The organism is Nonomuraea sp. N2-4H, assembly GCF_045291505.1.
Classification (GTDB): Bacteria; Actinomycetota; Actinomycetes; order Streptosporangiales; family Streptosporangiaceae; genus Nonomuraea; species Nonomuraea fastidiosa.
This window is the reverse complement of the sequence record NZ_CP147987.1, coordinates 615,813-642,360: the sequence shown is the minus strand read 5'-3', so window position 1 is coordinate 642,360 and position 26,548 is coordinate 615,813. Positions and strand designations below refer to the sequence as shown.

The 26,548-nt window shown below is 71.9% G+C and carries 29 protein-coding genes and 2 pseudogenes; 19 read left to right on the top strand and 12 right to left on the bottom strand.

The genetic code is table 11. The annotated features are described in order from the left end of the window. Positions 1-17 precede the first annotated feature (17 nt). From WBK31_RS02970 to WBK31_RS02960, 3 genes are all read left to right on the top strand, one after another. Positions 18-1,016 carry a virginiamycin B lyase gene (locus WBK31_RS02970; protein WP_406675442.1) on the top strand — a complete coding sequence of 333 codons (999 nt, stop codon included), beginning with the start codon at positions 18-20 and terminating at the stop codon, positions 1,014-1,016. A 1,040-nt stretch (positions 1,017-2,056) separates the two neighbouring features. Next, the gene (locus WBK31_RS02965; RefSeq protein ID WP_364057927.1) at positions 2,057-3,004 is read left to right on the top strand and encodes a quinone oxidoreductase; all 948 of its coding nucleotides are present in this window, start codon (positions 2,057-2,059) and stop codon (positions 3,002-3,004) included. Positions 3,005-3,009: 5 nt separating this feature from the next. Then, complete coding sequence (locus tag WBK31_RS02960) at positions 3,010-3,630, top strand: LysE family translocator (protein WP_364057930.1); 621 nt, start codon at positions 3,010-3,012, stop codon at positions 3,628-3,630. A gap of 147 nt (positions 3,631-3,777) precedes the next feature. On the opposite strand, the gene WBK31_RS02955 is transcribed toward WBK31_RS02960, so the two are convergent. Next, positions 3,778-4,011: a hypothetical protein gene (locus WBK31_RS02955; RefSeq protein WP_378790277.1), complete on the bottom strand. Its 234-nt coding sequence runs from the start codon at positions 4,009-4,011 to the stop codon at positions 3,778-3,780. Between the two features lie 61 nt (positions 4,012-4,072). After that, positions 4,073-4,198, bottom strand: a pseudogene (locus WBK31_RS02950) (ABC transporter ATP-binding protein); the annotation flags it as partial. 148 nt (positions 4,199-4,346) lie between these two features. Between WBK31_RS02950 and WBK31_RS02945 the strand changes: the two are divergent. After that, positions 4,347-4,610, top strand: coding sequence for an antitoxin (locus tag WBK31_RS02945; protein WP_364057936.1), 264 nt, complete (start codon positions 4,347-4,349; stop codon positions 4,608-4,610). A gap of 53 nt (positions 4,611-4,663) precedes the next feature. Here the strand turns inward: WBK31_RS02945 and WBK31_RS02940 are convergent, their stop codons facing one another. Both WBK31_RS02940 and WBK31_RS02935 read right to left on the bottom strand, forming a co-directional pair. Continuing rightward, positions 4,664-5,281 carry an MFS transporter gene (locus WBK31_RS02940; protein WP_406674293.1) on the bottom strand — a complete coding sequence of 206 codons (618 nt, stop codon included), beginning with the start codon at positions 5,279-5,281 and terminating at the stop codon, positions 4,664-4,666. A 281-nt stretch (positions 5,282-5,562) separates the two neighbouring features. Next, positions 5,563-6,012: pseudogene (locus WBK31_RS02935) on the bottom strand (MFS transporter); the annotation flags it as partial. A 247-nt stretch (positions 6,013-6,259) separates the two neighbouring features. Between WBK31_RS02935 and WBK31_RS02930 the strand changes: the two are divergent. After that, positions 6,260-7,750, top strand: coding sequence for a cobyric acid synthase (locus WBK31_RS02930; protein WP_406674292.1), 1,491 nt, complete (start codon positions 6,260-6,262; stop codon positions 7,748-7,750). A 457-nt stretch (positions 7,751-8,207) separates the two neighbouring features. On the opposite strand, the gene WBK31_RS02925 is transcribed toward WBK31_RS02930, so the two are convergent. Next, positions 8,208-8,612 carry a nuclear transport factor 2 family protein gene (locus WBK31_RS02925; RefSeq protein ID WP_406674291.1) on the bottom strand — a complete coding sequence of 135 codons (405 nt, stop codon included), beginning with the start codon at positions 8,610-8,612 and terminating at the stop codon, positions 8,208-8,210. 89 nt (positions 8,613-8,701) lie between these two features. On the opposite strand from WBK31_RS02925, the gene WBK31_RS02920 reads away from it, so the two are divergent. Both WBK31_RS02920 and WBK31_RS02915 read left to right on the top strand, forming a co-directional pair. Continuing rightward, positions 8,702-9,037, top strand: a complete 336-nt coding sequence (locus tag WBK31_RS02920; RefSeq protein ID WP_406674290.1) for a helix-turn-helix domain-containing protein — start codon at positions 8,702-8,704, stop codon at positions 9,035-9,037. After that, the gene (locus WBK31_RS02915; protein WP_406675441.1) at positions 8,937-9,263 is read left to right on the top strand and encodes a hypothetical protein; all 327 of its coding nucleotides are present in this window, start codon (positions 8,937-8,939) and stop codon (positions 9,261-9,263) included. Before WBK31_RS02920 ends, WBK31_RS02915 begins: the two co-directional genes overlap by 101 nt. A gap of 18 nt (positions 9,264-9,281) precedes the next feature. On the opposite strand, the gene WBK31_RS02910 is transcribed toward WBK31_RS02915, so the two are convergent. Further along, positions 9,282-9,650, bottom strand: a complete 369-nt coding sequence (locus tag WBK31_RS02910; protein ID WP_364057951.1) for a MerR family transcriptional regulator — start codon at positions 9,648-9,650, stop codon at positions 9,282-9,284. Positions 9,651-9,761: 111 nt separating this feature from the next. Between WBK31_RS02910 and WBK31_RS02905 the strand changes: the two genes are divergently transcribed. Continuing rightward, complete coding sequence (locus WBK31_RS02905) at positions 9,762-10,649, top strand: DNA-3-methyladenine glycosylase family protein (protein ID WP_378784774.1); 888 nt, start codon at positions 9,762-9,764, stop codon at positions 10,647-10,649. Positions 10,650-10,703: 54 nt separating this feature from the next. Here WBK31_RS02905 and WBK31_RS02900 read toward each other — a convergent pair whose 3' ends face one another. Together WBK31_RS02900 and WBK31_RS02895 are read right to left on the bottom strand one after the other, a co-directional pair. Continuing rightward, positions 10,704-10,985, bottom strand: a complete 282-nt coding sequence (locus WBK31_RS02900; protein ID WP_364057957.1) for a hypothetical protein — start codon at positions 10,983-10,985, stop codon at positions 10,704-10,706. A 153-nt stretch (positions 10,986-11,138) separates the two neighbouring features. Further along, positions 11,139-12,461, bottom strand: a complete 1,323-nt coding sequence (locus WBK31_RS02895; RefSeq protein ID WP_364057960.1) for a HAMP domain-containing sensor histidine kinase — start codon at positions 12,459-12,461, stop codon at positions 11,139-11,141. 196 nt (positions 12,462-12,657) lie between these two features. Between WBK31_RS02895 and WBK31_RS02890 the strand changes: the two genes are divergently transcribed. After that, positions 12,658-12,912: a hypothetical protein gene (locus tag WBK31_RS02890; protein ID WP_378784778.1), complete on the top strand. Its 255-nt coding sequence runs from the start codon at positions 12,658-12,660 to the stop codon at positions 12,910-12,912. On the opposite strand, the gene WBK31_RS02885 is transcribed toward WBK31_RS02890, so the two are convergent. Beyond that, a complete protein-coding gene (locus WBK31_RS02885; protein ID WP_364057966.1) occupies positions 12,857-13,864 on the bottom strand; it encodes a LacI family DNA-binding transcriptional regulator in 1,008 nt (335 codons plus the stop codon). The genes WBK31_RS02890 and WBK31_RS02885 overlap by 56 nt on opposite strands. Positions 13,865-14,184: 320 nt before the next feature. Here WBK31_RS02885 and WBK31_RS02880 point away from each other — a divergent pair, with 320 nt between their 5' ends. From WBK31_RS02880 to WBK31_RS02855, 6 genes are all read left to right on the top strand, one after another. Further along, positions 14,185-15,375, top strand: coding sequence for an extracellular solute-binding protein (locus WBK31_RS02880; protein ID WP_364057969.1), 1,191 nt, complete (start codon positions 14,185-14,187; stop codon positions 15,373-15,375). Then, positions 15,372-16,313: a carbohydrate ABC transporter permease gene (locus WBK31_RS02875; protein WP_406674289.1), complete on the top strand. Its 942-nt coding sequence runs from the start codon at positions 15,372-15,374 to the stop codon at positions 16,311-16,313. The genes WBK31_RS02880 and WBK31_RS02875 overlap by 4 nt, the downstream gene beginning before the upstream one ends. A gap of 10 nt (positions 16,314-16,323) precedes the next feature. Continuing rightward, positions 16,324-17,142: a carbohydrate ABC transporter permease gene (locus WBK31_RS02870; RefSeq protein ID WP_364057975.1), complete on the top strand. Its 819-nt coding sequence runs from the start codon at positions 16,324-16,326 to the stop codon at positions 17,140-17,142. 20 nt (positions 17,143-17,162) lie between these two features. Beyond that, entirely contained in the window at positions 17,163-17,948 is a 786-nt protein-coding gene (locus WBK31_RS02865; RefSeq protein WP_364057978.1) for a ThuA domain-containing protein, read from the top strand. Next, positions 17,945-19,027 (top strand): Gfo/Idh/MocA family oxidoreductase, encoded by a 1,083-nt coding sequence (locus WBK31_RS02860; RefSeq protein WP_364057981.1) that lies wholly within the window; start codon positions 17,945-17,947, stop codon positions 19,025-19,027. The genes WBK31_RS02865 and WBK31_RS02860 overlap by 4 nt, the downstream gene beginning before the upstream one ends. Before the next feature lie 63 nt (positions 19,028-19,090). Continuing rightward, positions 19,091-19,285 (top strand): CsbD family protein, encoded by a 195-nt coding sequence (locus tag WBK31_RS02855; protein ID WP_364057984.1) that lies wholly within the window; start codon positions 19,091-19,093, stop codon positions 19,283-19,285. Positions 19,286-19,365: 80 nt separating this feature from the next. Here WBK31_RS02855 and WBK31_RS02850 read toward each other — a convergent pair whose 3' ends face one another. Together WBK31_RS02850 and WBK31_RS02845 are read right to left on the bottom strand one after the other, a co-directional pair. After that, complete coding sequence (locus tag WBK31_RS02850; protein WP_406674288.1) at positions 19,366-21,213, bottom strand: DUF2264 domain-containing protein; 1,848 nt, start codon at positions 21,211-21,213, stop codon at positions 19,366-19,368. 173 nt (positions 21,214-21,386) lie between these two features. Beyond that, complete coding sequence (locus tag WBK31_RS02845) at positions 21,387-22,127, bottom strand: TetR/AcrR family transcriptional regulator (RefSeq protein ID WP_364057991.1); 741 nt, start codon at positions 22,125-22,127, stop codon at positions 21,387-21,389. A 128-nt stretch (positions 22,128-22,255) separates the two neighbouring features. On the opposite strand from WBK31_RS02845, the gene WBK31_RS02840 reads away from it, so the two are divergent. From WBK31_RS02840 to WBK31_RS02830, 3 genes are all read left to right on the top strand, one after another. Then, complete coding sequence (locus WBK31_RS02840; RefSeq protein ID WP_364057994.1) at positions 22,256-23,422, top strand: FAD-dependent oxidoreductase; 1,167 nt, start codon at positions 22,256-22,258, stop codon at positions 23,420-23,422. Between the two features lie 70 nt (positions 23,423-23,492). Further along, positions 23,493-24,704, top strand: a complete 1,212-nt coding sequence (locus WBK31_RS02835) for a cytochrome P450 (RefSeq protein WP_364057997.1) — start codon at positions 23,493-23,495, stop codon at positions 24,702-24,704. A 28-nt stretch (positions 24,705-24,732) separates the two neighbouring features. Then, the gene (locus WBK31_RS02830; protein WP_364058000.1) at positions 24,733-24,927 is read left to right on the top strand and encodes a ferredoxin; all 195 of its coding nucleotides are present in this window, start codon (positions 24,733-24,735) and stop codon (positions 24,925-24,927) included. 195 nt (positions 24,928-25,122) lie between these two features. Here WBK31_RS02830 and WBK31_RS02825 read toward each other — a convergent pair whose 3' ends face one another. Further along, the gene (locus WBK31_RS02825) at positions 25,123-25,608 is read right to left on the bottom strand and encodes an Rrf2 family transcriptional regulator (protein ID WP_364058003.1); all 486 of its coding nucleotides are present in this window, start codon (positions 25,606-25,608) and stop codon (positions 25,123-25,125) included. A gap of 87 nt (positions 25,609-25,695) precedes the next feature. Here WBK31_RS02825 and WBK31_RS02820 point away from each other — a divergent pair, with 87 nt between their 5' ends. Continuing rightward, the gene (locus WBK31_RS02820) at positions 25,696-26,439 is read left to right on the top strand and encodes an NAD(P)H-binding protein (RefSeq protein ID WP_364058006.1); all 744 of its coding nucleotides are present in this window, start codon (positions 25,696-25,698) and stop codon (positions 26,437-26,439) included. Positions 26,440-26,548: the final 109 nt, after the last annotated feature.

The following is a 26,548-nucleotide window of genomic DNA, read 5'->3' as shown; positions in this document are numbered from 1 at the left end:
GGACTCCCATGTTGACCATGATCGACTGCGGCTCGCCGTACGGCATCGCGACCGCCGCCGACGGCGCACTGTGGTTCACGCTCGTCCACGAAGGGCGCGTCGGGCGGCTGGTGCCGGGCGAGAAGCCTGAGATCCACCAGCTCGACCCGGCCGACGGGCAGCCCACGGTGATCGTGCGCGGCCACGACGACGCCATGTGGTTCAGCGAGTGGCAGGGCGGCCGGGTCACGCGCATCACCGCCGACGGGCGGCGTACGGTGCACACCGTCGACTCGCCGTACGGGCTGGCCGCCGGGCCGGACGGCGCGATGTGGCTCACCCACATGCAGACCGACAGCATCGGGCGCATCGCCGCCGACGGCACGATCACCTCCTACGAGGTGCCGGTCAAGGGCGGCATGCCGTCGTTCATCACGGCCGGTCCTGACGACGCGCTCTGGTTCACGCTCAACCAGGGCAACGCCATCGGCCGGATCTCGCTGTCGGGCGAGGTGACCGTGCACGCGCTGCCCACGGAGGGCGCGGCGCCGGTGGGGATCACGCGGGGGCCCGACGACGCGCTCTGGTTCGTCGAGATCGGCGCAGGCCAGATCGGCCGGATCGACGTCAACGGCAAGATCACCGAATACCCGCTCCCCGACCGCGCCGCCCGTCCCCACGCCATCATCCCCGGCCCCGACGGCGCCCTCTGGTTCACCGAGTGGGGCATCGGCCGCCTCGGCCGCATCACCGTGGACGGCCACATCACCGAACACCCCCTCCCTTCGGTGCCGGCTCCCACCGAACGCGGTGAGGAAGCGCAGGGGGTGAACGACGAGCGCGAGGACGCCTCGCGGGGAACGAGCGCTGGGCACGAAGACGCCTCGCGGGGAACGAACGCCGAGCACAAGGAGGCTGATCAGGGGCCGGCCACCGAACGCCGGGCAGAGCCCCACGGCCTGACCGCCGGCCCGGACGGCGCGATCTGGGTGGCCCTGGAAGCCGGCGCCCTGGCCCGAGTGGACCGCACCTCGTAACGCCGCAGCCAGGCCGACCGTCCCACGCCGCAGGGCAGACCCCACGGCCTGACCGCCGGCCCGGGCAGCGCGACCTGGGCGGCCCTGGAAGCCGGCGCCTTGGTCTGAGGACTGCACCGTGTAGCGCCGAGGCCGGGCCGACTGTGCCTCGCGCCGCCTCGGCGGCCCGAGCGCAGCGCCGTCTCAGTAACGCGTCGGCGACCCGGGCCGGCACCTCCCCAGCGACGCGTCGGCACCGGGTTAGCGCTGCCCGGCAAGGTTCGGCAGGCGACGAGAAAGCCGCGCCGCTGAGCGTTGCCCGGCAAATCCCGGGTTAGCGCCGCCCGTGTGAGGTTGGGTTAGCGCTGCCCCGATATTCAGCGGCAGGGCGAACCCGGCGCCACGCCCCGGCGGCCTCGCCGTAGCCGCCGGCACCCGGCAAAGCCCCGCTCGCCGGAGTGTGGAACTCGACGGTGGCCCGCTCGCCGGAGTGCGCCTGACCCGCAGGAGCACCCGTGAGCTCGCGAGGCGAGAACGGCTGCACGCGGGCATCGTCGCGCAACCCGCAACGGCACGCGGGCATCGTCGCGCAACCCGCAACGGCACGCAGATCCCACCGGCACCCCCGAAGGGCACGTGGCCTTCGCCCCCGCACCCAGAACGGCACCACGGACCACATCCCCCGCCCGAAACAGCACCACAGACCCATCCCCCGCCCGAAACGGCACCGCAGACCACATCCCGCGCCCAGACAGCACCACCAACCGCGTCCGCGCCCGGAACAGCACTACGGACCACATCCCGCGCCCAGAACAGCACCGCGGACCTCGCTCCGTGCCCTGGAAGCACCGCGCGGGCCTCTCCCGCGCCCCGGAACGGCGCTGCGGGCGGCCTCGCGCCGTCCACGCAACGGTGCGCGGTCCTCGCCCGCAGCTCGGAACGGCATGCAGTCCTCACTCCGTTGCCCGGAGCTGCGCGCGGGCAGCGCCCCTGCCAAGCTGGGCGGCCGACCGCGTACGGCGGGTGGCGGGGGTCGGCGGAGGCGGGGTTGACTAGGAGGTATGCATGCGATCATTGTCTCCGCCCACGGCGGTCCAGAGGTTCTCGAGTACGTCGAGCGTCCCGATCCGGTGCCCGGTGAGGGTGAGGTGGTGGTCGACGTGGCCGCCAGCGGCGTGAACTTCATCGACATCTACCACCGCTCCGGCGCCTACCCCCTCGACCTGCCTGCCACCATCGGTTCCGAAGGCGCAGGCACCGTGTCCGCCGTCGGCCCCGGCGTGCAGGACGTCAAGGTGGGTGACACGGTGGCCTGGGCGAGCGTGCTGGGCAGTTACACGGAGAAGGCCGTGGTGCCGGCCGACCGGGTGGTGCCGGTGCCGGACGACGTGCCGGCCGAGCTGGCCGCCGCGGCGATGTTGCAGGGCATGACCGCCCACTACCTGACGCACTCCACGTTCGAGGTGAAGGAGGGCGACCGGGTGCTGGTGCACGCCGGGGCGGGCGGCATGGGGCAGCTGCTGATCCAGCTTGCCAAGCTCAAGGGCGCCACGGTGTACACGACGGTCTCCACCAGCGAGAAGGAGAAGCTGGCCAGGGAGGCCGGGGCGGACGAGGTGCTGCGCTACGACGACTTCGCGCAGGCGCTGCGGGGCTCGATCGACGTGGTGTACGACGGCGTCGGCAAGGCCACGTTCGACGGCGGCCTGGAGGTGCTGCGCCCGCGCGGCCTGATGGCCCTGTACGGCGCCGCCAGCGGCCCCGTACCGCCGGTCGACCCGCAGGTGCTCAACAAGCAGGGCTCGCTCTTCCTGACCAGGCCGACGCTGGCGCACTACGTGGCGGAGCGGGCTGAGCTGCTGCAGCGCGCGTCCGACCTGTTCGGCTGGATCGAGAAGGGCCAGGTACGGATCAACGTCTCCCACCGCTACCCGCTGGCCGAGGCGCGGCAGGCGCATGAGGACCTGGCGGGGCGGCGCACCACGGGGAAGCTCCTCCTCATACCCTGACCTTCATGGACATCGCCACATCGATCTGGTCGTTCGCGGCCGTGGTCGCGCTGCTCACGGTCACGCCGGGTCTGGACACGGCGTTGGTCCTGCGTACGTCCCTGCTGGCCGGGCGGCGTCCGGCCGTGGGCGTGACGCTGGGCATCCAGCTCGGCACGTTGATGTGGGGTGTGCTCACCGCCGCGGGGCTGTCGGCGTTGCTGGCGGCCTCGCAGGTGGCCTACGACGTGCTGCGCTGGGCGGGAGCGGCGTACCTGGTGTGGATGGGGGTGCGCATGCTGCTGGCGCGGGACGCCTCCGGCCATGAGGGGGTGGACGGGCAGGAGGTCCGCTTCTGGAGGGGGTTCAGAAGAGGGCTGGTGACGAACCTGCTCAATCCGAAGGTGGGGGCGTTCTACGTGGCGATGCTCCCGCAGTTCATCCCTGACGGGGTGCCGCACGCGCTCATGGGGCTGGCGCTGGCCGGGGTGCACGTGGCCGAGGGGCTGGTGTGGAGCATGGCGGTGATCTGGTTCGCGTCGCTGATGAGCGGGTTCCTGCGGTCGGCTCGGGTGCGGCGGCTCCTCGATCGGGTGACCGGGGTGGTGATCGTCGGGTTCGGGGTACGGCTGGCGGTCAGCGACTGACTCCGGCTAAGACCTCGGCTCCTTGCCGAAGGCGTCCGGCCAGCCGAGGAGGCGGGCGCCCAGCACGGCCGTCTCCAGCGTGAAGCGCTGCGTGGGGTCGTCCGGGGAAGAAGCCGGTCAGGCGACGGATGCGTTCCAGCCGGTACGTCACCGCCTGATCTTCTGCCGGTTGCCCTTGGACAGCCTGCGCATGGGCACCGACAGGTCGGCGTCGAAGCGTTCCGCCAGGGCCTCGATGCGGGCGGCGGGCACGCCACCGCGAACCCGGCCGAGGAAGCGCAGGTAGTCGGCGGCCCGGTCGCGACCCTCCAGCACCAGCTCGCCGGGCAGGTAGCCCATCCTCGCGCGGACGGCGGGGTCGCAGGGGTGGCCGCCGAGCACGCGTACGGTGCCCCTGGTGGGCCATGATGACGTCGAGGAGGAGCCTGAGCGTCGTGGTCTTCCCCGCGCCGTTGGGACCGAGGTAGCCGAAGACCTCCCCCGGCCGGATGCCGAGCGTGAGGTCTTCAAGGCCGCGGCGGTCGCCGTAGTACTTGGTCAGACCTTCGGCCTGCACCGCTGCTGTCATGCCCGCATCGTCGCGCCGGCGGCGGTTCGGCGTCATGGGGCGAGTACGGCAGTTTGCGGGGCCTTTCGCTGCCGATTTCCGGCAAAGACATCAACCCAGGTTGGCGGGGTAGGGGGCGGACGTAACCGATAGAAACGGGGAAATGGTCATGAGCCGCATCGGAGAGTGGCTGAAGAAGGCAGAGGATTTCGCCAGGGGGCACTCCAAGCAGGCCGACCAGATCGTCGACCGCGCCGAGGAGTACGCCAAGGAGCGCACCGGCCACAAGTACGACGAGCACATCAGCAAGGGCGCCGACACCATCCAGCAGCGCTACGGTGGCGGACAGGAGCAGCAGCCCGGTGAGCAGGCGGAGCAGCAGCAGCCTCCGACGCAGGAAGAGCGGGAACGGCGCATGCCGCCTGAGGGCTGAGCAGCGAAAGGTTCCGGCGGCGGGCGTCCTCGTGGGGTGCCCGCCGCCGAGCTTCAGCGGCGGGCGTCCTCCAGGACCTTCGCCGCGTCCCGCTCGAACGACGGCCTGGCCCCCAGCGTGAGCAGGCCGCCTGCGACCATGGGGATGATCAGGACGTACATGCCGGTCAGCAGCGAGCCGGTCGCGTCGGAGACGATGCCGACGACCAGCGAGCCGAAGGCCGTACCGACGGTCAGGAAGAGCTGCAGGACGGCGAAGCCCAGCCCGCGGGAGGCGGCGGGAACCACGTCGGCCAGGCAGGCCGTCATGTTGGGGATCGCGATCGACATCAGCGCGCTCGACACCAGCGTCAGCCCGGCCAGCGTGCCGATCGAGTCCATGGACAGCGCTCCGGCCAGCACCACCGAGCCTGCCGTGATGCCGCCGCCGCCCGCGAGCAGGCGGCCGCCCTTGATCGTGCCGTGCCACTTCCTGCCCAGCCAGGAGCCGATGAGGGTGCCGGTGAGCGTGCCCGCGATGGTGAGCAGGCCGCTGATCGTACCTGCCGTGGCGACGTCCGCGCCGAGGGTGCGCACCATGAACGTGGGCAGCCAGAAGAACACCCCGGCCAGCCCGAGACTGAGCAGGGCGAGCCCGACGCAGACGAACAGCAGTGTCGGGATGACCGCCACGCTGCGGATCTGCTTGAGGAACGGCGGCTTGCCCTCCCGCGATGCCCCGGACCCGGCCCCGGTTGTGAAGGCCCCGGACGCGGTCGTAAAGGCACCGGATGCGGACTCGCCGGACCCGGACCCGGTCGCGAAGGTCCCGGACGCGGAATCGCCGGCCCCGGAGGTGGCCCCGCCGGATGCGGTCCCTGACGGGTGGGGGCGATCGCGCCGGCGGCGATCAGCCGGTCCAGCTCGCCGCGCCGCGGCTCGCGCAGCATCCAGACCAGCAGCGCCGTGAGCACGCCCGGCACGACCATGATGAGGAACGCCGTCCGCCAGGAGAACGCGGCGGCGAGCTGCGCGCCGAGCAGGGTGCCGACGCCGCCGAGGTACGTGGTGACGCGGGTGAGCCCGTACGCCTTGGCCCTGCTGGCGGGCGGGTAGTAGTCGGCGAGCAGGCTGCCCGCGGCCGGGTTGTCGATGTTCTCGGCGGCGGCCAGCAGCACGCGCATCAGGTAGAACATGGCGAACCCGGTGGCCAGGCCGGAGCCGAGCGTGGCGAGCGCCCAGCAGAAGACGACGATCGCGATGATCCGGGTACGGCTGAAGCGGTCGGCCAGGTAACCGGCCGGCAGGGAGACCACGGCGGCGGCCAGAGCCGCGGCGGTCGGGATGGAGCCCGCCGCGGTGTCGCTGAATCGCCATTCCTGCTGGATGAGCGGGAGCACGCCCGACAGCAGGTTGGCCTCCATCCTGTCCACGAGCCCGACGATGAACAGCACCACCAGCGGTGCCCAGCCGAACGGTGCGCGGGACCGCGCGTCGATGGTGCCCGTACGTGGCGAGCCGAACGTCCCGACCATGCCCACCCTTTCGCTAGCTAACTCTAGAATCCAGTTCTAGGGCGATGTTCTAGACAGAGTGACAGAGATCACAGCGTTCGTAAATGGCCGGTTACCGGGAAATTTCGTGATCTGCGGCTTCGGTACCGTGTGGGCCATGGTCAACGGCGCACTCCTGGTGGCGGGCACCACCTCCGACGCGGGGAAGAGCGTGGTCACGGCGGGCATCTGCCGCTGGCTGGCCCGCCAGGGCGTGCGCGTCGCGCCCTTCAAGGCGCAGAACATGTCGCTCAACTCGTACGTCACGGCCGACGGTGCCGAGATCGGCCGCGCGCAGGCCGTTCAGGCGCGGGCCGCCGGCCTCGAACCGACCGCCGGCATGAACCCGATCCTCCTCAAACCGGGCAGCGACCGCCGCAGCCAGGTCGTGCTCATGGGCCGCCCGGTCGCGGACGTGGACGCCATGGAGTACGGCGCGCTGAAGGACCTGCTGCGCACGACCGCGCTGGAGGCGCTGGAGCGGCTCAGGAAGCAGTACGACGTGGTGGTGTGCGAGGGCGCGGGCAGTCCGGCGGAGATCAACCTGCGTCGCGGCGACATCGCCAACATGGGCCTGGCCAGGGCCGCGAACCTGCCCGTCATCGTGGTCGGCGACATCGACAGGGGCGGGGTGTTCGCCGCCTTCTACGGCACGGTCGGCCTCCTGGACGCCGCCGACCAGGCGCATGTGGCGGGGTTCGTGGTCAACAAGTTCAGGGGCGCGAAGGAGCTGCTCGAACCGGGGCTCGACATGCTCAGGAAGCTCACCGGCCGCGAGGTGTACGGAGTGCTGCCCTGGCTGGACGGGCTCTGGCTGGACGTCGAGGACTCGCTGGCGCTCGACGGGCGGCAGGTGGCCGTGCGGCCCCCGTACGGGCGGCAGACGCTGCGGGTCGCCGTCGTACGGCTGCCGCGCATCTCGAACTTCACCGACGTGGACGCGCTCGCCGCCGAGCCCGGTGTGGTCGTGCGCTTCGCCACCGGGGCCGCCGAGCTGGACGACGCCGACCTCGTCGTGCTGCCCGGCTCCCGGGCCACCGTCGCCGACCTCGCCTGGCTGCGGGAGAACGGCATGGCCGCGGCCCTGCGCGAGCGAACCGGGCCGATTCTCGGGATCTGCGGCGGCTTTCAGATGCTCGGACGGGAGATCGTGGACGACGTCGAGTCGGGGGCGGGCCGGGTCGAGGGGCTCGGGCTGCTGCCGGTGCGGTTCGTGTTCGGGGCGGACAAGCGGCTCGGCAGACCCGCGGGGACGGCGTACGGGGAGCCGGTGCGCGCGTACGAGATCCACCACGGGATCCCGACCGTGGAGGGCGGCGAGCCCTTCCTCGACGGCTGCCGCTCGGCGAACGTCTTCGGCACCACCTGGCACGGCGCCCTGGAGAACGACGGCTTCCGCCGCGCCTTCCTCACCGACGTGGCCCGCCGAGCCGGCCGGGACTTCACCCCCGCCCCGGACACCGACTTCGCCCGGCTACGCGAGCACCGCCTGGACGCCCTCGCCGACCTGGTGGAGCAGAACCTGAACACGGACGCCCTCCTCCGCCTCATCGACCAGGGCCCCCCGAAGACCCTCCCCACCCTCCCACCCGGCGCCCCACCCGCGTAACGGGACAACCGCCGAAAACGGGCGCCACCGCGCGCCAGGGCTGACACCGGAGACGCCGAAGCAAGCCGCGCGCGACGAGACATGATGACACCGCGGACGGAGGGCGAGAGGGAGCAACGCCGCAGGCCGGAAGTGACGCCGACGCGCCTAGGAGGCCGCACGCGGCCACGGCAAGGCGACACCCACGGACAGTGGGCGGTGCCGCAGCGAGCAGCACCCGAACGGCGCACCACCCGCCGGGCACCGGACAACGCGACAGGCCGGGGCAGCGCCACGGGCCGAGGACGACACAGCCGGCTGGACCATGCGGCGGACAACGCGGCCGGGCGAGAGGCGACGCCAGGGCCGGCGAGCGGCGCCAGGCGGGCCGGTGAGGCGACGCCGCAAGCGACGCGCCGAAGGGGACGACACGGCGGGCAGGCGCGCCTGAGCGCGCGACGCGGCGGGCCGGGGTCAGTCAGGCCAGGGCTTCGGCGATGGCGGCGCGGTCCTGGTACTCGCGCCAGTGCACGATCCGCCCGTCCCTGGCGCGCAGCACCACGACGAACGCGGCGTGGGCTCGCGCGCCGGTCCCCGGGACGGTGCCGACCAGCCGGTACTCGGCGACGATCACCTCGGGGTCGGCGGTGTCGTGGATGGTCACGTCCCTGAACTCCTCGAACGTGACGGGGAGGGACGCGCGGCCCGCCCGGGACATCGCCACGACCTTCTCGCGTCCCTCGATCGTGCCCCGCCCGTCAGGGGCGTGCGGCTGCTCCACCACGACGTCGGCGGCCAGCATCTCCTCGTCGAGGGCGGGCGCTCCGGACAGGACGTTGCGTTGGAAGCGGGCGAAGAGGTCGCGCGAGGTTCGCTCGGACATGGCTTTCCTCCGGAGGCGAGGATAAGGTGAGTAACAGACTCACTTTATGAATATGAGTCCACGACTCACTTTTGTCAACGAGCAGACGGATGACCGACAGCAAGCCCATGCGCGCCGACGCCCGGCGCAACCGCGCCCGCATCCTGGCCGCCGCCGAGGAGGTGTTCGCCGAACGGGGTGCCTCCGCGTCCACCGAGGAGGTCGCCGCCCGCGCCGGCGTGGCCATCGGGACGGTGTTCCGCCACTTCCCCACCAAGCGCGACCTCCTCGCCGCGATCATGAAGGATCTGCGGCGCCGGCTGCATCGAGAAGGCGGAGGCGCTCATCGCCGGCGGCGATCCGGCCACCGCGTTCTTCGAGTACTTCACGTTCCTCGTCGGCAGCTCGGCCGGAGCCGGTGCCGTGGTGAGCCTGCTCGCCGATGAAGGCACGCCCATCGAGCCGGGCGAGCAGATCATGGCGCTCGACCACGTCTTCGCCAGGCTGCTCGACGGGGCGCGCGAGGCCGGGACGGTCCGCGCGGACGTGCGTCTCGACGAGGTCATGGCCCTGCTGACCGCCGTCACCCACGGCGCGCTCGCCGCCGGCTGGCCGGACGACCTCCGGCACAGAACGGTGAACCTGCTCCTCGACGCCTTCCGCCCCCGCTGAGGCCCACCGGCTCCGAGATCAGCGCGGGCAGGGCCTGCCCTTGTGGGCGGCCGCGTCGGCGCCGGCGAGGATGGCGTCGAGCTTGTCCCTGGCCGCGATCAGCTCGTTGATCTTGGCGTCCATGCGCTCGCGCTCGGCGCGCAGCCGTTCGAGCAGCTCGGGCACGACCTCGCCGGTCACCACGCACGGCATGATCGGCTCGATGGCCTTGCTGGCGAGCCCGGCGGCGAAGAGCTGCCGGATGAGCCGGACCCGCTCCACCGCGCTCTCGGGGTAGACGCGCTGCCCGCTGGCGGTGCGCTCGGAGGCGAGCAGGCGCTGCTCCTCGTAGTAGCGCAGCGCGCGCACGCTCACGCCGGTCCTGGCGGCAAGCTCGCCGATTCGCATCCCGTCCCCCTCCGCGGCCCGTGCCGTGACCTGTGCCTTTGACGTCGGCGTCAGGGATTCAGCGTAATCCCCGCCCTCAGGGCACGGCCGGGCCCGCCTACCATACGCGGCATGACCACGCACGAGTTCACGCTGACCGCCGAGGGCCCGTTCGATTTCGCCGACTCCCTGCGCTTCGTGGAGGACTGGCCGGTCACGAGCAGGCTGCCGTCCGACGGGCGGACGCTGCGCTTCGCGTACTGCGCCGAGGCCGACTGGCGGCCGATCGGCGTGCGCGTGACGGCCGCCCCGGGCGGCGTGCGGGTCGCCACGACGCGTCCGGCCGGTCCGGCGATCAGGGGCGAGGTGGCGCGGATCCTGTCGCTCGACGTGGACGGCACCGGCTTCGCCAAGGTGGGCGAGGCCGACCCGGTGCTGGGCGACCTGCAGCGGCTGCGTCCCGGGTTGCGGCCGGTGTGCTTCTGGAGCCCGTGGGAGGCGGCCTGCTGGGCGGTGATCGTGCAGCGCTCGTCGATGGTCGTGGCGTCCGCGATCAAGCAGCGCATCGCGGAGCGGTACGGCGCCGAGGTGGAGGTGGACGGGCACCGGCTCGTCGCGTTCCCGCCGCCCGTCTCGCTGCTGGACGCGGGCGGGCTCGGACTGCCCGCGCAGAAGGAGGAATGGCTGCGCGGCCTGGCCAGGGCGGCGCTCGACGGCCTGCTCACCACCGAGCACCTGCGCTCGCTCGCGCCCGAGGAGGCGCTGGCGCAGCTTCGGGAGCTGCCGGGCGTGGGGCCGTTCTCGGCGGGGCTGATCCTCATCAGGGGCGCGGGCGCGCCGGACGCGTTCCCCGGTGACGAGCCGCGGCTGTTCGCGAACCTGCGCGAGGCGTACGGGCTGCCGGAGGACGCTCCGCCGTCGGCGTACCGGCGGCTGGCCGACGCCTGGCGGCCCTACCGGTCGTGGGCGTCGTTCCTCTTCCGCGCGACGGCGTACGGCGTCATGGACGAGCGCGGCTGACGCACCCGAGCCGCGCCCCGTCCCGCGCCGGCTACACGAAAGCCGCGGCGAAAATCAGGACCTGCGGCGGTGCACGCCGACCAAGTGCCCGTTCTGCCGGATCCTGGCCTCCTCGTACGGGCACAGGGGCCGGGTGACGTACGACTGCGCGATGGAGTCGGCCTCGCTGCGATCCACGCCCCAGCCGATGGTGTGCCAGTGCGGATCCCCGCCGGTGGTGTCCAGGACGGCGATCTCGAACAGCTCGGCGGCGGCGGGTGGCGTGCAGCGTACGTGGCCGCGCGCCTCTCCTGTGGCCGCCTGGGCGTTCCGGCTACCGGTCCCCGGCTGTTCCATGTGGGCTCCTTCCTCGGTGGCACAAACCTGGTCCGGATCTGCATGTGCCCCGATCGCCCCCAAGTCAGTCATGCCGCCGGCCGCGCTCGCGCCACAACCGCTCGCGCCACAACCGCTCGCGTCACGACCCGCTCGCGTCCCGGCAGAGCGGGGTCAGTCCTCGAGGATCGGCAGGCGCAGCACGAACCGGGCGCCGACGTCGGAGTCCTCGATGGTCAGCGTGCCGAGGTGGGCGGTCGCGATCTCCCTGGCGATGGGCAGGCCGAGCCCGGTGCCGCCGGCGTCGCGGTTGCGTGCGGCGTCCAGCCGGGTGAAGCGCTGGAAGACGAACTCGCGCTGCTCCGGCGCGATGCCCGCGCCGTCGTCCACGACTTCGAGCACGGCCTCGTCGCCCTGCCGCCGCACGGTCACGATGATCTTCCGTTCTGCGTGCCGTTCCGCGTTGTCGAGCAGGTTCGTCAGCAGGCGGGCCAGCTGCAGCCGGTCGCCGGTGACGACGACGCCGGTCTGCAGGGTGGTGACGACCTCCTTGCTGCGCGGCCGCGCGGTCTCGGCGGCGACCAGCTCGCCGAGGTCGATGGGCGCGCGCTCGTCGGGGGCGCCGGCGTCGAGCTTGCTGAGCGTGAGCAGGTCGTTCACGATCGCCTGGAGCCGGTCGAGGCTGGCCAGCACCTTCCTGCCGGTCTCCTCCCAGTCGGCGTCCTCGGGGTAGAGCAGGGCGTCCTCCACCTGCGTGCGCATCGCGGTGATCGGGCTGCGCAGGTCGTGTGAGGCGTCGGTGGCGAACCTGCGCTGCCGTTCCATCGCCTCCTGCAGCCCGGTGAGCGCGCCCTCCAGTCGTTCCAGGGTCTGGTTGCTCGTCTCGGCCAGCTCCCTGATCTCGTCCTCGGTGTCGGGTACCGGCACCCGCAGCCCGCCGCCGCCCGCGCTGATCTCGGCGAGCTTCCTGGTGATGCTGCCGACGGGGGCCAGCGTCTTGGCCACGATGCGGGAGACCCCGAACCAGGTGAGCCCGATCAGCGCGACCGACACGCCGAGCTGGAAGAGGACGGTCTGCGGGCTGACGTACCACGGCACGGCGGGGCCGAAGGCGTAGACGAGCCACTCGCCTTCCGGCTGGTACGCCGTCACCGTGACGACGATCTTGCACTCACCGGGGAAGGCCGGCAGGTTGCACAGCGTCCCGGTGTCGTTGGCCTGGGTGCGGCCCGGCAGGGCGGTGGTCAGGCGCGGCTGCCCCGCCAGGCTGGGCGTCCAGGCCACCGGCCGGCCGGTCTGGTCGATGACCTGAATGCCGTCGGTGCCCGCGGGCTCGAGCACCTGCGGCAGCCGCTGCTGCTTGATCATGATGAGCACGCGCACGGACACGACGGACAGGTCGTGCGCCCGGATGTCGGCGACCTCGTCCCTGATTCCGACCAGCACGAAAGCGCTCACGATGACGTTCAGCAGCAGCATCGTGACACTGGCGAACATCGCAAGCCGCGTCCGCAACGACCGGCCCCACAGTCTGCCCACGCGTCTCCCCCGGAGGCCAGAACATCACAGCGATGACGTTGGCCGCCATCTTCGGGAGATTCCCTGACAAAGACTTTTAAGGAGCGGCGGCCTACTCGATGACCAGCTCGACCGGCATGTTGCCCCGCGTGGCGTTGGAGTACGGGCACACCTGGTGGATGGCTTCGACGAGCGCGCGGCCCTCCTCGGGGCCGATGTGGTCGGGCAGCTCGACCCGGAGCGGACGGCCGACCTGCTGCTCGTGCTGCGCGACGGGCTCGTCGTCGGCTTCGACCTCGACGATCCCGCCGCCGTACGGGCGACCGCGCAGGAGGCGCTGGCCAGGCTGGTCGGCCCCGACGCGGGGCTCGACGTCAGCGGGCCGGTGGCGGCCCCACCGACTCGCCGGGCACCAGCGCACACGGAATGAGCACGCTGGGCGGCGCCTCTCCGGCTCCTTCGAGCCGGTCGATGAGCGCGTCGGCGGCCATCCGGCCCAGCTCGGCCGCGGGCGCGGCCATGACGGTGAGCGAGGGCTCGATCATCTCGCCCAGCTCGCGCGTGGTCGCCGCCGAGATGATCGACAGGTCGCCGGGCACGTGCCTGCCGAGCGCCCGCGTGCCCTTCACCAGCCCGGCCGCGGCGCCCTCGTTGACCAGGACGGCGGCCGTGACCTCGGGGAAGTCGTCGTGCAGGCGGCGGGCGGCGTCCCGGCCGCCCGCGCTGGTGCTCTCCACGGCGATCACCGCGGGCGGGTGGCCGAGCGGCGCGATCGCGTCGCGGTAGGCCGACTCCACCCGCTTGATGCGGCCCGGCTCGCCGGCCGCGCCGGTCTGCTGGGTGACCAGCGCGACGCGCTCGTGGCCGTGACCGCGCAGGTGCTCGACGGCCTGGTGGATGGTGGTGGCGAAGTCGATGTCGACGTACGGCAGGTCGTCGTCCTCGGTGCGGCCGATCAGCGCGAACGGCACCTGTGCGGCGAGCAGCCGCTCCACCCGCGCGTCGCGGATCTGCACCTCCATCAGCAGCACGCCGTCGACCAGCCCGCCGGCCAGCAGGTGCGACATCTGCTCGTCGTCGTTCACCGGCCACAGCACCAGGTCGTAGCCGCGCTCGCGGGCGCCGTGGGCCGCACCCATGACGAACTGGATCACCGTGGCGTTGGGCTTGGGCTCGAGATCGGGGTGCGCCAGCGCGAGTATGCGGGTGCGCGAGCTGGCCAGGGCGCGGGCGACGACGTTGCGCCGGTAGTTGAGCTCCTGGATGGCCGCCTCGATGCGGGCGCGGGTCTCGGGCGCGACCCGCTTGGTGCCGTTGATGACGAACGAGACCGTGGCGATCGAGACGTTCGCCCGCTCGGCGACGTCGCGCATCGTGACCATGTGATGCCGCCTCCCGACTCGTCAGGGCCGCGCGAAGCACCTGTGACTATATCGCCCGCCGGAGTTTCGTAAAGCGCTTAACTTGTTATTGACATCACGGTGAGATAGGCGCAACATAGCGGTCAAGCCAGCGCGGTTAAGCGCTTTACATCAAGCAGCGTCCGGCCCCGCCCCGAGCGGCCGGATCACTTCCCGCAGCCCTTTTCTCCTTGTCACCGATCCATTTCCGACTTTGTTCGACCCCTGATCGACTCCGTGGCGACCCCCAAGGAGTGGCTCACATGGAGACAGCACGAAAGCGTCACGGGAAGGCGCCCACAGTGGCTGTCGCGGCGGTCCTCGTTCCCCTCACCCTGTCGGCGTGCGGCGGGGCGGCCGCCGGCGTACGCAACACCGGCCCGCTCGTCATCCAGGACTACTACGACGAGCTGCGCGACCCGCTCTACCAGGCGTGCGCGCGCAGGACCGGTCTCGACATCCAGGTCAATCACATCGCCGGCCCCGGCCTGATCCCCAAGGTGCTGCAGCAGAGCTCGTCGCGCACGCTGCCCGACGTGCTCATGCTCGACAACCCCGACGTCCAGCAGATCGCCGAGTCAGGCGCGCTGTCACCGCTCTCCGACTACGGCATGCACGGCGAGGGAATGACGCCGGGCGTGGTGAAGGCGGGCACGTACGCCGGAGAACTCTACGGCCTCGCCCCCTCGGTGAACACGCTCAGCATCTTCTACAACAAAGCGCTGTTCAAGGCGGCCGGCATCACGAAAGTCCCCAGAACCTGGGACGAGCTGCGCGCCACCGCGAAAAGGCTCACCGCGCCCGGCCGGTACGGCTTCGCGATGAGCAACATCAACACCTACGAGGGCTCCTGGCAGTTCCTGCCGTTCATGTGGGGCAACGGCGGCACCGAGGAGGACATCACCACCCCCGAGACCGTGCAGGCCCTGCAATTCCTGGTCGATCTGCGAAACGACGGCTCGATGTCGAAGAGCTCGATCATCTGGAGCCAGGACGACGTCATCGACCAGTTCATCGCCGGCAAGGCCGCGATGGTGGTCAACGGGCCCTGGCAGATCCCGGCGCTCAGAAAACAGCGGGACGTCGACTGGGGCACGTTCACCATCCCGACCCGGCTGGCCTCGCAGACCACGGTCGCCCCGCTCGGCGGCGAGCTGTTCACGGTGCCGCGCACCGGCGACCGGGCCAGGATGGCCGACGCGGGACGGTTCGTGAAGTGCCTGGTCTCACCGGAGCAGCAGCTCGAAACGGCCAAGGTCACGCAGACCGTACCGACGAACCCTGAGGTGGCCGAGCGCGCCGCGGCCGAGGACCCGGCGATCGCGACGTTCGTCACCACCGTGCGGACCGCGCGCTCACGTACCGCGATGCTCGGGCCCGACTGGCCGAAGGCGGCCACCAAGATCTATAACGGCGTCCAGCTCGCGCTGACCGGCAAGGCCCCGCCCGCGCAGGCCCTGCGCCTGGCACAGGGCGAAGGAGCGGCGCGATGACCTCGGCACCGCTCAGCCTCTCCCCCGCCGCCGCGCGCGGCCGCCGCAACCTGCTGTGGGCGCGCCTGCTCAGGCGGGCCACGCCGTGGCTGTTCACGCTGCCCGCGATGGCGTTCGTGGCGATGTTCTTCGGCTATCCGATCGTCCAGAACGTCGTCATGAGCTTCCAGGAGTACACGACCTCGACCTTCTACAGCGGTCACGCGCCCTGGGTCGGGCTCGGCAACTACGTGACGATCCTGTCGAGCTACCTGTTCACGACCACGCTGGTGAACACCGCGCTGTTCACGGTCGGCTCGATCACCTTCCAGTTCGCGATCGGGCTCGCGCTCGCGCTGTTCTTCAAGCGGAACTTCCCGCTCAGCGGCTTCCTGCGCTCGTTGCTGCTGCTGCCCTGGCTGCTGCCGCTGATCGCATCCAGCGCGGTCTGGAAGTGGCTGCTGGACCAGGGGAGCGGCGCGCTCAACCAGTTCCTCGGCCTGTTCGGCATCCCGGCCGTGCCGTGGCTGGTCGATCCGACGCTCGCACTCGCCGGGGTGATCGGCGTGAACATCTGGCTGGGCATCCCGTTCAACGTCGCCATCCTCTACAGCGGCCTGCAGGCCGTGCCGAAGGAGCTGTACGAGGCGGGCGCGCTCGACGGCGCCACCGGCTGGACCGCGTTCCGGCACATCACCTGGCCCAACATCCGGTCGGTGGTGAGCATCGTCATCGTGCTCGGCGTGGTCTACACGCTCAAGGTCGTCGACATCATCCTCGGCCTGACCGGCGGCGGCCCCGCCAACTCCACGCAGACGCTGGCCACGAACGCCTACAACAAGTCGTTCGTCGAGTTCGACTTCGGCCAGGGCGCGGCCATCAGCAACGTCCTCGTCGTGGTCTCGCTCGTCTTCGCCCTCATCTACCTGTTCATCTCGCGCCGCGAGCCGCACGAGTGAGGTGACGCACGTGAACCCCACCTCCACCGCACGCACGCTGCCCATGACGATGCTCGGCGTGCTCTTCCTGGCCGTGATGATCTTCCCGGTCTACTGGATGGTCAACACCAGCCTCCAGGCCGCCTCCGGGGCCGCCGCCGCCGACTTCTTCCCCGTACGTCCAGATCTCAGCGGTTACGTCACCGCCGTCACCGAGCAGGGCCGCAACTTCGTCACCAGCCTGGTCATCGCGCTCGGCACCGTGGTGCTCACCCTCGCCGTCGCGACGCCCGCCGCGTACGGGCTGGCCCGCTTCCGTACCAAGACCGGGAACGTGTTCCTGCTCGTGCTGCTGATCACGCAGATGATCCCGGCGATGGTCATCGCCAACGCCCTCTACCCGCTGTTCAACGCGCTCTTTCTGATCAACAACGTCTTCGGGCTGATCCTGGCCAACTCCGCCGCGGGCATCCCCTTCGCGGTGCTGCTCATCAGGGCGTTCATGGGCTCCATCCCGCCGGCGCTGGTGGAGGCGGCGATGGTGGACGGCGCGGGCAACCTGCGGGCGTTCCTCGCGATCGTCGTACCGATCAGCAAGAACGCGATCGTCACGGCCGCCCTGTTCACCTTCCTGTCGGCGTGGAGCGACTTCCTCTTCGCCCTCACCCTGACCAGCACGCCCGAGGTCAGGCCGATCACGCTCGGCATCTACGACTACATCAGCGCCAACTCGCAGGACTGGGCCGCGGTCATGGCCACGGCCGTGCTCGCGTCCATCCCCGCGGGGCTGTTGCTGATCTTCGCACAGCGCTACATAGCGGCCGGCGCCGTCAGCGGCGCGGTCAAATGACGACGGGAAAGGACGTCCGCATGAACGCTCGAACCCTCAACGTCCTGGTGTGGGGCGAGAACCGGCACGAGCAGGTCGAACCCCACGTGAGGGAGATCTACCCCGACGGCATGCACAACGCCATCAGGCGCGGCATCGAGGCCCGGCTGGGCGAGCGGGCGAAGGTCTCCACCGCGACCCTCGACGACCCCGAGCACGGTTTGACCGAGGAGGTGCTGGCCGGCACCGACGTGCTGACCTGGTGGGGCCATGCGGCGCATGCCGAGGTGGCGGACGAGGTGGTCGAACGCGTGCACCGGCACGTGCTGTCCGGCATGGGCCTGGTGGTGCTGCACTCCGGCCACTGGTCGAAGATCTTCACCAAGTTGATGGGCACGACCTGCACCTTGCGCTGGCGCAGCGAGAACGACCGCGAGCTGATCTGGACGGTCAACCCGACGCACCCCATCGCACGCGGCGTGCCGCACCCCATCGAGATCCCCGCCCAGGAGATGTACGGCGAATTCTTCGACATCCCCACCCCCGACGAGCTGATCTTCATCAGCTCGTTCACCGGCGGCGAGGTGTTCCGCAGCGGCTGTACGTTCCGGCGCGGCAACGGCAAGATCTTCTACTTCAGCCCGGGTGACCAGGACTATCCCGTCTACCACCACCCCGACGTGCTGCAGGTGATCGCCAACGGGGTCGAGTGGGCCGCAGGAGACCCCGACCGGCGGGCGCTGCCGACCCTGCTGCGCTACGAGATGGGCGACTTCTTCAACGGGCACGGCTACCGGGGCGCGATGCACAACAAGGACGCCGAGTGAGCGGGAGGCTGCGCGTCGTCCAGGTGGGCGCGGGCGCGATGGGCATGGCCTGGCTGCGCACGCTGACGGCGTCGGCCGACGTCGAGGTGGCCGGGGTGGCCGACCTCGATGTCGAACGGGCGCGGGCCGCCGTACGCGAGGTGGGCTGTGCGGCGCCGGTCGCGGGCTCGCTCGGCGAGCTGCTCGCGCGGGTCGAGCCGGACGCGGTCGTCAACGTCACCGTCCCCGCCGCGCACACCTCCGTCAGCGTCGAGGCGCTGTTCGCCGGCGTGCCCGTGCTGTGCGAGAAACCGGCAGCGCCGACCCTGGCCGAGGCCATGCTGCAGGCCGCCGCATCCGAGGCGTCGGGGCGGCTGCTGATGATCAGTCAGTCGCGCCGCTACTACGCCGCGCTGGCCGAGTACCGGCGGCTGATCGCCAGGCTGGGCCCGCCCGGCCTGCTCGCCACGTCGTTCTTCCGCGGGCCGCGATTCGGCGGGTTCCGCGAGGAGATGCCCCAGCCGCTGCTCGTCGACATGGCCATCCACGCCTTCGACGCGGCCCGCTACCTGCTCGGCGCCGAGCCGGTGTCGGTGACGTGCGAGAGCTGGAACCCGCCGTGGAGCTGGTACCGCGGCGACGCCTCCGCCACCGCGACCTTCCGCTTCGAAGGCGGCACCCGCTACGTCTACAACGGAAGCTGGTGCGCCGACGGGCTGGAGACCTCGTGGAACGGCGAGTGGCGGGCCGTCGGCCCCGGTGGCAGCGCCACCTGGGACGGCGAGCACCGGATCACCTCCAGCCTCGACGGGGCCGCCGACGTGCCGCCCGGCGAGCACGAGCAGATCGCCGGGGCGCTGGTGGAGTTCGTCGCGGCGGTGCGCGGCGGCCCGACGCCCTCGGGGGCGATCGCCCGTAACATCGGCAGCCTGGCCATGGTGGAGGCGGCGGTCCACGCGGCCGAGACCGGTGAGCGGGTCTCGATCGAGGAGCTGCTGTCCAGCGCGTACGCCGAGGCGCTCACGCTCCCGGCGCGCGAGGAGATCCACGCCCGGCTCGCGTCCTGGCCGTCGCCCGCCGAGCACCTCAGGAACGCCTGATGTTTCCCGCCCTCCCGCTCGGTTAGGTGAGGGATCGCATCCGACGAGCGGGAGGGAACGGGCATGAGCACCGACGACAAGATCCGCAACAAGGCTCAGGAGCTGAAGGGGCGGGCGAAGGAGAACATCGGCGACGCCACCGACGACGAGCGGCTGCAGGCCGAGGGGCGCGCCGACCAGACCGAGGGCGGCCTGAAGCAGGCCGGCGAGAAGGTGAAGGACGCGGGCAAGAAGGTCAAGGACGCCTTCAAGAAGTGACCCCGCGCCGCCGCCCGGGCGCCTTCCGGGGGTGCGGGCGCCCGCCGTGGCGGCGCCGTCGAGGACACGGTGCCGGCGGGTCAGCGGGTGCAGGCGGGGACGGGGCCGAGCCGGACGGTGACCGTCTGGCCGTCCGGCAGGCCCAGGAGAACCGCGTCGTCCGTCACCGTCACCGACGGTGCGGGCGGCTCGGCTTGCGTTCCCGACAGGTGGACGAGGCTGACGTAGACGGCGGTGCCGCCCGGGTGTCCGATCGCGACGGCGTACGGGGTGGCGGAGCAGGGGCCGAAGGCGTTGGCGTGCTCCGCCGTGGCCAGGCCGGTGCCGGTGAAGCCGTGCAGGGCGCGTACGGCGCTGGTCAGGCCGTCGGCGCGCCGGGCCGAGGCCACGCCGTCGCCCTGCCGCAGCTCGGGCGGCGCGGCATCGGCGAGCGCGTGGCCGCCGTCGCGTACGTGGTGCCCGGCCGGTGCGGTGACCTGGTGGATCCTGATCTCTGACGCGCCCGCCGCGACGACCGCCGTCACCACGCGTACCTCCCCGTCCTGCCACGCCGACGCGGCGAACCCGTCGGAGACGGCGAGGGGCTCGATGACCCGCCGCAGGTACGTGGCGCCGCCCGGCGCGATGACGGCCAGGTTGTTGTCCACGCCGCTCGCCTCGGGCCCAGTGTGGCTGGTGTAGGCGAGCCTCAGGTAGTGGGGGTCGGGCGGGCCGTCGGGGTTCCTGACGCGGTCGCGGTCGCTGCCGTGGTTGAGCAGGCGTACGACGCCGTCGCCACGGGTGGCCTCGATCAGCCAGCCGGGCGCCGGCATGGCCACGCTCTGGTCGGCCAGGTCGATCGCGGCCGGCTCCTCGGGCTCGGTCCAGACCGGGTGGTCGGGCGGCAGCAGCAGGCCGAGGAACGCCTTGCTGGCCCAGTACGGCGACGCCGGACCGGAGTAGGGCTGGACGACCGGCGGGAAGGGGTCGTACCAGCCGAGGGTGAGCAGGCCGCGTTCGTCGGGCGCGCCGCGTTCGGCGAAGTGCCGCAGCACGCCGCTGGCCAGGCGGCGGGTCCGGCCGGGCGGCAGCGGCGTGGCGCCGGTCAGCGCGCCCAGCCACAGCGGTGCGACGGTCGCGAACCGGTACGTCAGCGACCGCCCCTGGTGCACGGGCCCGCCGTCGGCGGCGAAGAAGTGCTGGTACTGCTCGAGGAAGAGGCGCAGGCGCTCGGCGTACCGCTCGGCGCGGGCGGTGTCGCCCGCCATCCTGGCCCACAGCGACGGATAGAGGTGCAGGGCCCAGCCGCAGTAGTAGTCGTAGTTCTTGCCCGTGCCGTCGGTGTACCAGCCGTCGCCGGTGTACCACTCCTCGATGCGCTCAAGGCCGCCGGTGATCTCGCCGGGCTCGTACGGGCCGCCCACCTCGGCCAGGAACTGCTCGACGATCACCCGGAACAGCACCCAGTTGTTGTCCGGGGTGCGCTTGCCGATGAACCCGGCCAGCCAGCTCACCACCCGCTCCTGCTGCTCCGGCGTGAGCCCGTCGTACAGCCAGGGCCGGGTCTCGTGCAGGGCGATCGCGATGGAAGCGGCCTCGACCAGCGGCTGCGCCATGTCGGTCAGCTCCGGCCAGGCGTAGGGGTGGCCGCGGTCGGTGCCGGAGATCAGGCCGGTCGCGTACCGCTCGATCAGCTCGGGCGGCACCTCGCCGCGCGCCCCCGCGATCCTGAACGCGGCCAGCAGGAACGTGCGCGCGTAGCCTTCGAGCCCGTCGCTGACCGTACCGGAGATGCTGGGCTTGCCGGGCAGCCGGTATTGGGCGAAGCCCTCGGTGGCGTACGGCACCACCGAGGCCAGCAGATGGTCGGCCATCGCCTCCCAGTGGGCCCTGGTCCAGCCGGTGTGTCCGGACAGCCGGTCGTCGGGCGGGGGGAGGTGAAGCGGCATGAACCGCATCCTAGGTGGATCAACCGCCCGCATTCGAGACCGGGCCGGGCGCTGCGCGGAACCGGAGCGGGTGGTCGAGCAGGGTGCCGGCGCCCGCCCGCTCCCGCTTCCGGCCGACCTGACCGCACCACACCGGCTGAGCACGCGCCCCGACGGTCAGTGGGCGGGCCGAGTCACGTGCGCGGGTGGGTGTCGTCCGTCGCAGGGGTGCGTGAGGGGGTCTGGCGGACGGGGATGGGGTGGACAGCGGCGATCAGGGGCCAGGTGAGGGCGGCCATCTCCGACGGAGGGCGGGGGCAGCCGCGCTGGAGCCAGTCAGCGGCGACGCCGATGAGCGCTCCGGCCGTGAAGGCGGCGACCACGTCGTGCGTGTCCTGCGAGTCGCCACGGTCGCCGGGCGTGCCGGGGCGGGCGGCAGGCTCGGACGGACGCACGCCGGCGCGGGCGGCGGGCTCGGCTGGTCCTGCGCCGGCGCGGGTGGACTCTTCGTGCAGGCGGGCCTCGATGGCGGCGGCGGTGCGGCGGCGGATGTGGTCGGCGACGCGGGCGCTGCCCTGAGGGCCGAGCAGCGCGCGGTAGAGCCCGGCGTGCTCGGCGAGGCTGGCGAAGAACGCCTCCAGCGACGCGGCCGCCTCGGCGAGCGGGTCGTCGGCGTCGAGGCCGGGCATGGGCAGCGACTCGATGAGCCGGTCGATCATCGCGGTGCAGGCGGCCTCGGCCAGCTCGTGCACGTCGCGGTAGTGGTCGTAGAAGGTCGAGCGGCTGACTCCGGCGAGCTCGGCGACGTCGGCGACGGCGATGCGGGACAGGTCGCGTTCCTCGACGAGCCGGAGCAGGGCACGGGCGAGGGCGGCCTGAGTGCGGCGGACGCGCCGATCACCCGATGGTGTGTTGCTTGCTCTCGAGGTCGCCACGCGCTTCACCCTACCTTCTGACGACAGGTGTAGGTTTTCCTACATGTGTGGGTAATGTTCGGGGCGAGAGGGCGGAAAGGACCAGGACATATGCGCATACATGCAGCCGGGGACGGGAGGAAGGCGGAGTGACACCGCCAGAGAGCATCCTGATCGTCGGCGCCTCGGCCGCGGGTCTGGGCACGGCCGAGGCACTGCGGCGCAACGGCTACACCGGGCGGCTGACGCTGCTCGACGCCGAGCCGCACCTCCCCTACGACCGGCCGCCACTGTCCAAGCAGGTGCTGGCCGGGGCGTGGGAGCCGGAGCGCGCGCAGCTCCGCACGCAGCAGCAGCTCGACGCCCTGGGCGCCGGCTTCGTACGCGGCGAGCCGGCCACGGCCCTGGACGCGAAGGCGCGGGCGGTCACCACGGCGTCCGGCCGCGTGGTGCGCGCCGATGCCGTCGTCATCGCGACGGGCCTGGTCCCGTGCCGGCTGCCGGGCCAGGACGACCTCGCGGGCGTGCACGTACTGCGCAGCCTTGACGACTCGCTCGCGCTGCGCCTCGGGCTGACCGCGGCCAGGCGGCTGGTGGTCGTCGGCGAGGGCGTGCTGGGCGCGGAGATCGCGGCGACGGCCAGGGGCATGGGCCTCGACGTGACGCTCGTCGGCATGGGCAGGGCGATCCTCGCCGACCAGCTCGGCGACGTCATCGCCGATCACCTGACCCGTACGCACGCCGAGCAGGGGGTGCGGCTGCGGCTCGGCGTCGCCGTCGAGGCGCTGACCGGCACGGCCGGGCGGGTGACGGGCGTGCGCCTGGCCACCGGCGAGACGCTCGACGCCGATGCCGTGGTGGTGGCCATCGGCTCCCGCCCGGCCACCGGCTGGCTGGAGGGCAGCGGGCTGCGGCTGGGCGACGGGGTGGAGTGCGACGCGCGCTGCCGGGCGGCCGACGGCGTCTACGCGGTGGGCGACGTGGCGTCCTGGCATCACGAAGGGCTGGGCCGCAGGCTGCGCCTGGAGAACCGGACCAACGCCACCGAGCAGGCCCAGGTCGTGGCGGCCAACCTGCTGGGCGCGGACCGGGCGTACACGCCGATCCCCTACTTCTGGACCGACCAGTACGACGTCAAGATCCAGGCGCACGGCCTGCCGTCGGCCGCGGCCGAGACGAGCATCGCGGAGGGCGATCCCGAGCAGCGCCGCTTCGCCGCCGTCTACCGCGAGGACGGCCGGATCACCGGCGTGCTCGGCTGGAACATGGCCAAGCAGGCCCGCGTGCTGCGCCAGCAGCACCTCACGCCCGCGTGAGGCGGCGTCACCGGCATCACCGAGCCGCCCGCGCCGGGCGGCGGACCATCCGAACACGAGGAGAGGCCGCATGAGTGCCAACGAGCAGGTCCTGAACTACCCGATCCCCAACGACGCGGCGCTCGACCCGCCCGCGGAGTGGGCGCGGCTGCGCGCGGAGTGCCCGGTGGCGCACGTGAAGCTGCCGAGCGGCGACGGCGCGCGGCTCATCACGAGGTACGAGGACGTCAAGGCGGTGCTCGCCGACCCGCGCTTCACCCGCCGGCTCACCGCCCCCGACGCGGCGCGGCTGTCGGCGGACGGCGGCGGGGTGTTCAACAGCGACATCGCGCAGATCATCCCCGACGGCGGCGAGGGCCACCAGCACTGGCGGCGGCTGGTGGGCCGGTGGTTCACGGCCAAGCGGATGGCGGCACTGCGGCCGTCGATGACGCAGATCGCCGACGACCTCATCGACGACATGGTCAAGCGCGGCGCGCCCGCCGACCTCAAGGCGTCGCTCGGCTTCCCGCTGCCGGTGTACGTGATCTGCGACATGCTCGGGGTGCCCGCCGAGGACCGCGACCGGTTCTCGTACTGGTCGGACACGTTCCTCAACCTCACCCGCTACTCCAAGGAGGAGATCGACGCCGCCCAGGCGGAGTTCTTCGAGTACATGTCCGGCCACGTCGCGGCCAAGCGGGAGCAGCCGGGCGAGGACCTGCTCAGCGAGCTGCTCGCGGCCGGCGGTCCCGAGCAGGGCGGGCTGTCGGACCTGCAGATCCTGGTGACGGGCATGGGGCTGCTGGTTGCCGGGCACGAGACCACCGCCAACATGATCGGCAAGATGGTCGCGATGCTGCTCGCCGACCGGAGCCGGTGGGAGCGGCTGCTGGACGAGCCCGCGCTGATCCGTACGACGGTCGAGGAGTCGCTGCGCATGGACGCGAACGCCGGCGTCGGCCTGCCCCGCTACCTGCCGGTCGAGGCGGAGGTCGGCGGTGAGGTGCTGCCCAAGGGCACCACGGTGATCTGCAGCATGGCGGCGGCCAACCGCGACGAGCGCGCCTTCGCCAACGCCTCCGAGATGGACATGACCCGCAGCCCGAACCCGCATCTCGCGTTCGGCTCCGGCGCGCACTCGTGTCTCGGCCAGGCGCTGGCGCGAACCGAGCTGCAGGTCGTGCTGGAGGTGCTGCTGCGCAGGCTCCCGTCGCTGGAGCTGGCCGTGCCCGTGGAAGAGCTGGAGCGCGTGGAGGGGCTGGCGGTCGGCGGCCTGCGTACGCTGCCCGTCCGCTGGTGACACCCCGTTCGAGAGGAGACGGACACCGATGAAGGTCATCATCGACGAGGACAAGTGCTGTGGTGCGGGGCAGTGCGTGCTGCTCGCGCCGGAGGTGTTCGACCAGCGTGAGGACGACGGCATCGTGATCCTGCTGGACGAGACGCCGGGCGCGGGCCAGCACGCCGCGGTGCGCGAGGCGGCCGCCGTGTGCCCGGGGGCCGCCATCGGGCTCGCGGAATGACCATCGGGCTCGCGTGATGAGACCGGGTCCGTCCGGCGGTCGTGGCGGCCGGGCGGGCTCTCACCGGGCGAGGCGCGGGTCTCCTCCCTCCGCGCGGCCCGGTGGAACACCATCCACGCCCCGCTGACCCCTTCCGCTCACCGGAGTCAGCCCGGCGGAGCCACGCGTACGCCCCGCCGGCCCCGTTCGCGGGGGTCAGCGGGGCGTTCTCGGTATGCCCGCGATGATGGAGCGGGTGCGGGCCGGAGCCGTGGGCGGCAGGTCGGCGAGCACATCGGCCAGCGTGACCGCCGCGAGGCTGCGCCGCCACGCCTCGTGGGCCTCGAACATCTTCGCCGCCAGCACGCAGGTCTCCCTGCAGTCCTCGGGCGGCAGCGCGCCGCGCCCCCGCATCCGGATCTCGCGGCACTCGTACGGCGAAGCAGCCCCGTCCACCGCCTCCACGATCTCCAGCAGCGTGATCTCGCCCGGCGGCCGGCCGAGCCTGAACCCGCCTTTCGGCCCCGTCGTCGTCGCCAGCACCCCCGCTCTGACCAGCGCCTGGAGCTGCTTGGCCAGGTAGGGAGCGGGCAGGTCGTAGTAGTCGGCGAGCTGTGCGGCCGACGCGGTCGCTCCCGGGTCGAGCTGCGCCAGGGTCGTGGCGCAGTGCAACAGCCATTCGGTGCTCACAGGCAACTTCACGACGACCAGCATAATCTGAGATATTGAGGATCCGAAAAGTCCGAGATATAGTTCGTGACGTCATCGCACACATGGGGGAGATCAACCATGCGCATCGCAGTCGCCGGAGCCACCGGCAACATCGGCTCCAGGACGGCCGCCATCCTTGAGAAGGACGGGCACGAGGTCGTCCGCATCAGCCGGTCGCTCGGCGTCGACCTGACCACGGGCGAGGGGCTCGACCAGGCGCTGGCCGGGGCCGACGCGGTCATCGACGCGCTCAACGGCCCGCCGGGGGGCGTGGAGGAGACGGTCGCGTTCTTCGGCACCACCACCCGCAACCTGCTGGCCGCCGAGCAGCGCGCCGGGGTTCGGCACCACGTGCTGCTGTCGATCGTGGGCGTCCACCGCGTGCCGGGCAACGCCCACTACGCCGGCAAGCGTGAGCAGGAGCGGCTGGTGGAGGCAGGGCCGGTGCCGTGGACGATCGTGCCGGCCACGCAGTTCCACGACTTCGCGGAGATGGTCGCGAGCTGGACGGAGAAGGACGGCGTGGCCACCATCGCGCCGCTGCTCGTCCAGCCCATCGCGCCCGAGGACGTCGCAGCGGTGCTGGCCGAGGTCGCGCTCGGCGAGCCCCAGGGCCGCTATGCCGACGTCGCCGGGCCCGACCCGCAGGACCTCGTGGACATGGCACGGCGCACGCACCAGGTACGGGGGCGCGAGGTGAAGCTGGTGCCGACCTGGTCGGGGTTGTTCGGGCCGTCGATGGCGGGGGACGTGCTGCTGCCGGGCGAGCGCGTACGCATCATGCCGACCACGTTCGAGGAGTGGCTGGCCCAGCAGAAGTGAGTTCCGTGCGGCCTCTTCCTCCCGCGGGCGGAAGGGGCCGTTTCCGGCGGGCACGGCCGGGGGCGCCGGCTCCGGCGAGGGCCGGGATGAGAGCGGCCGGGTCCGGCAA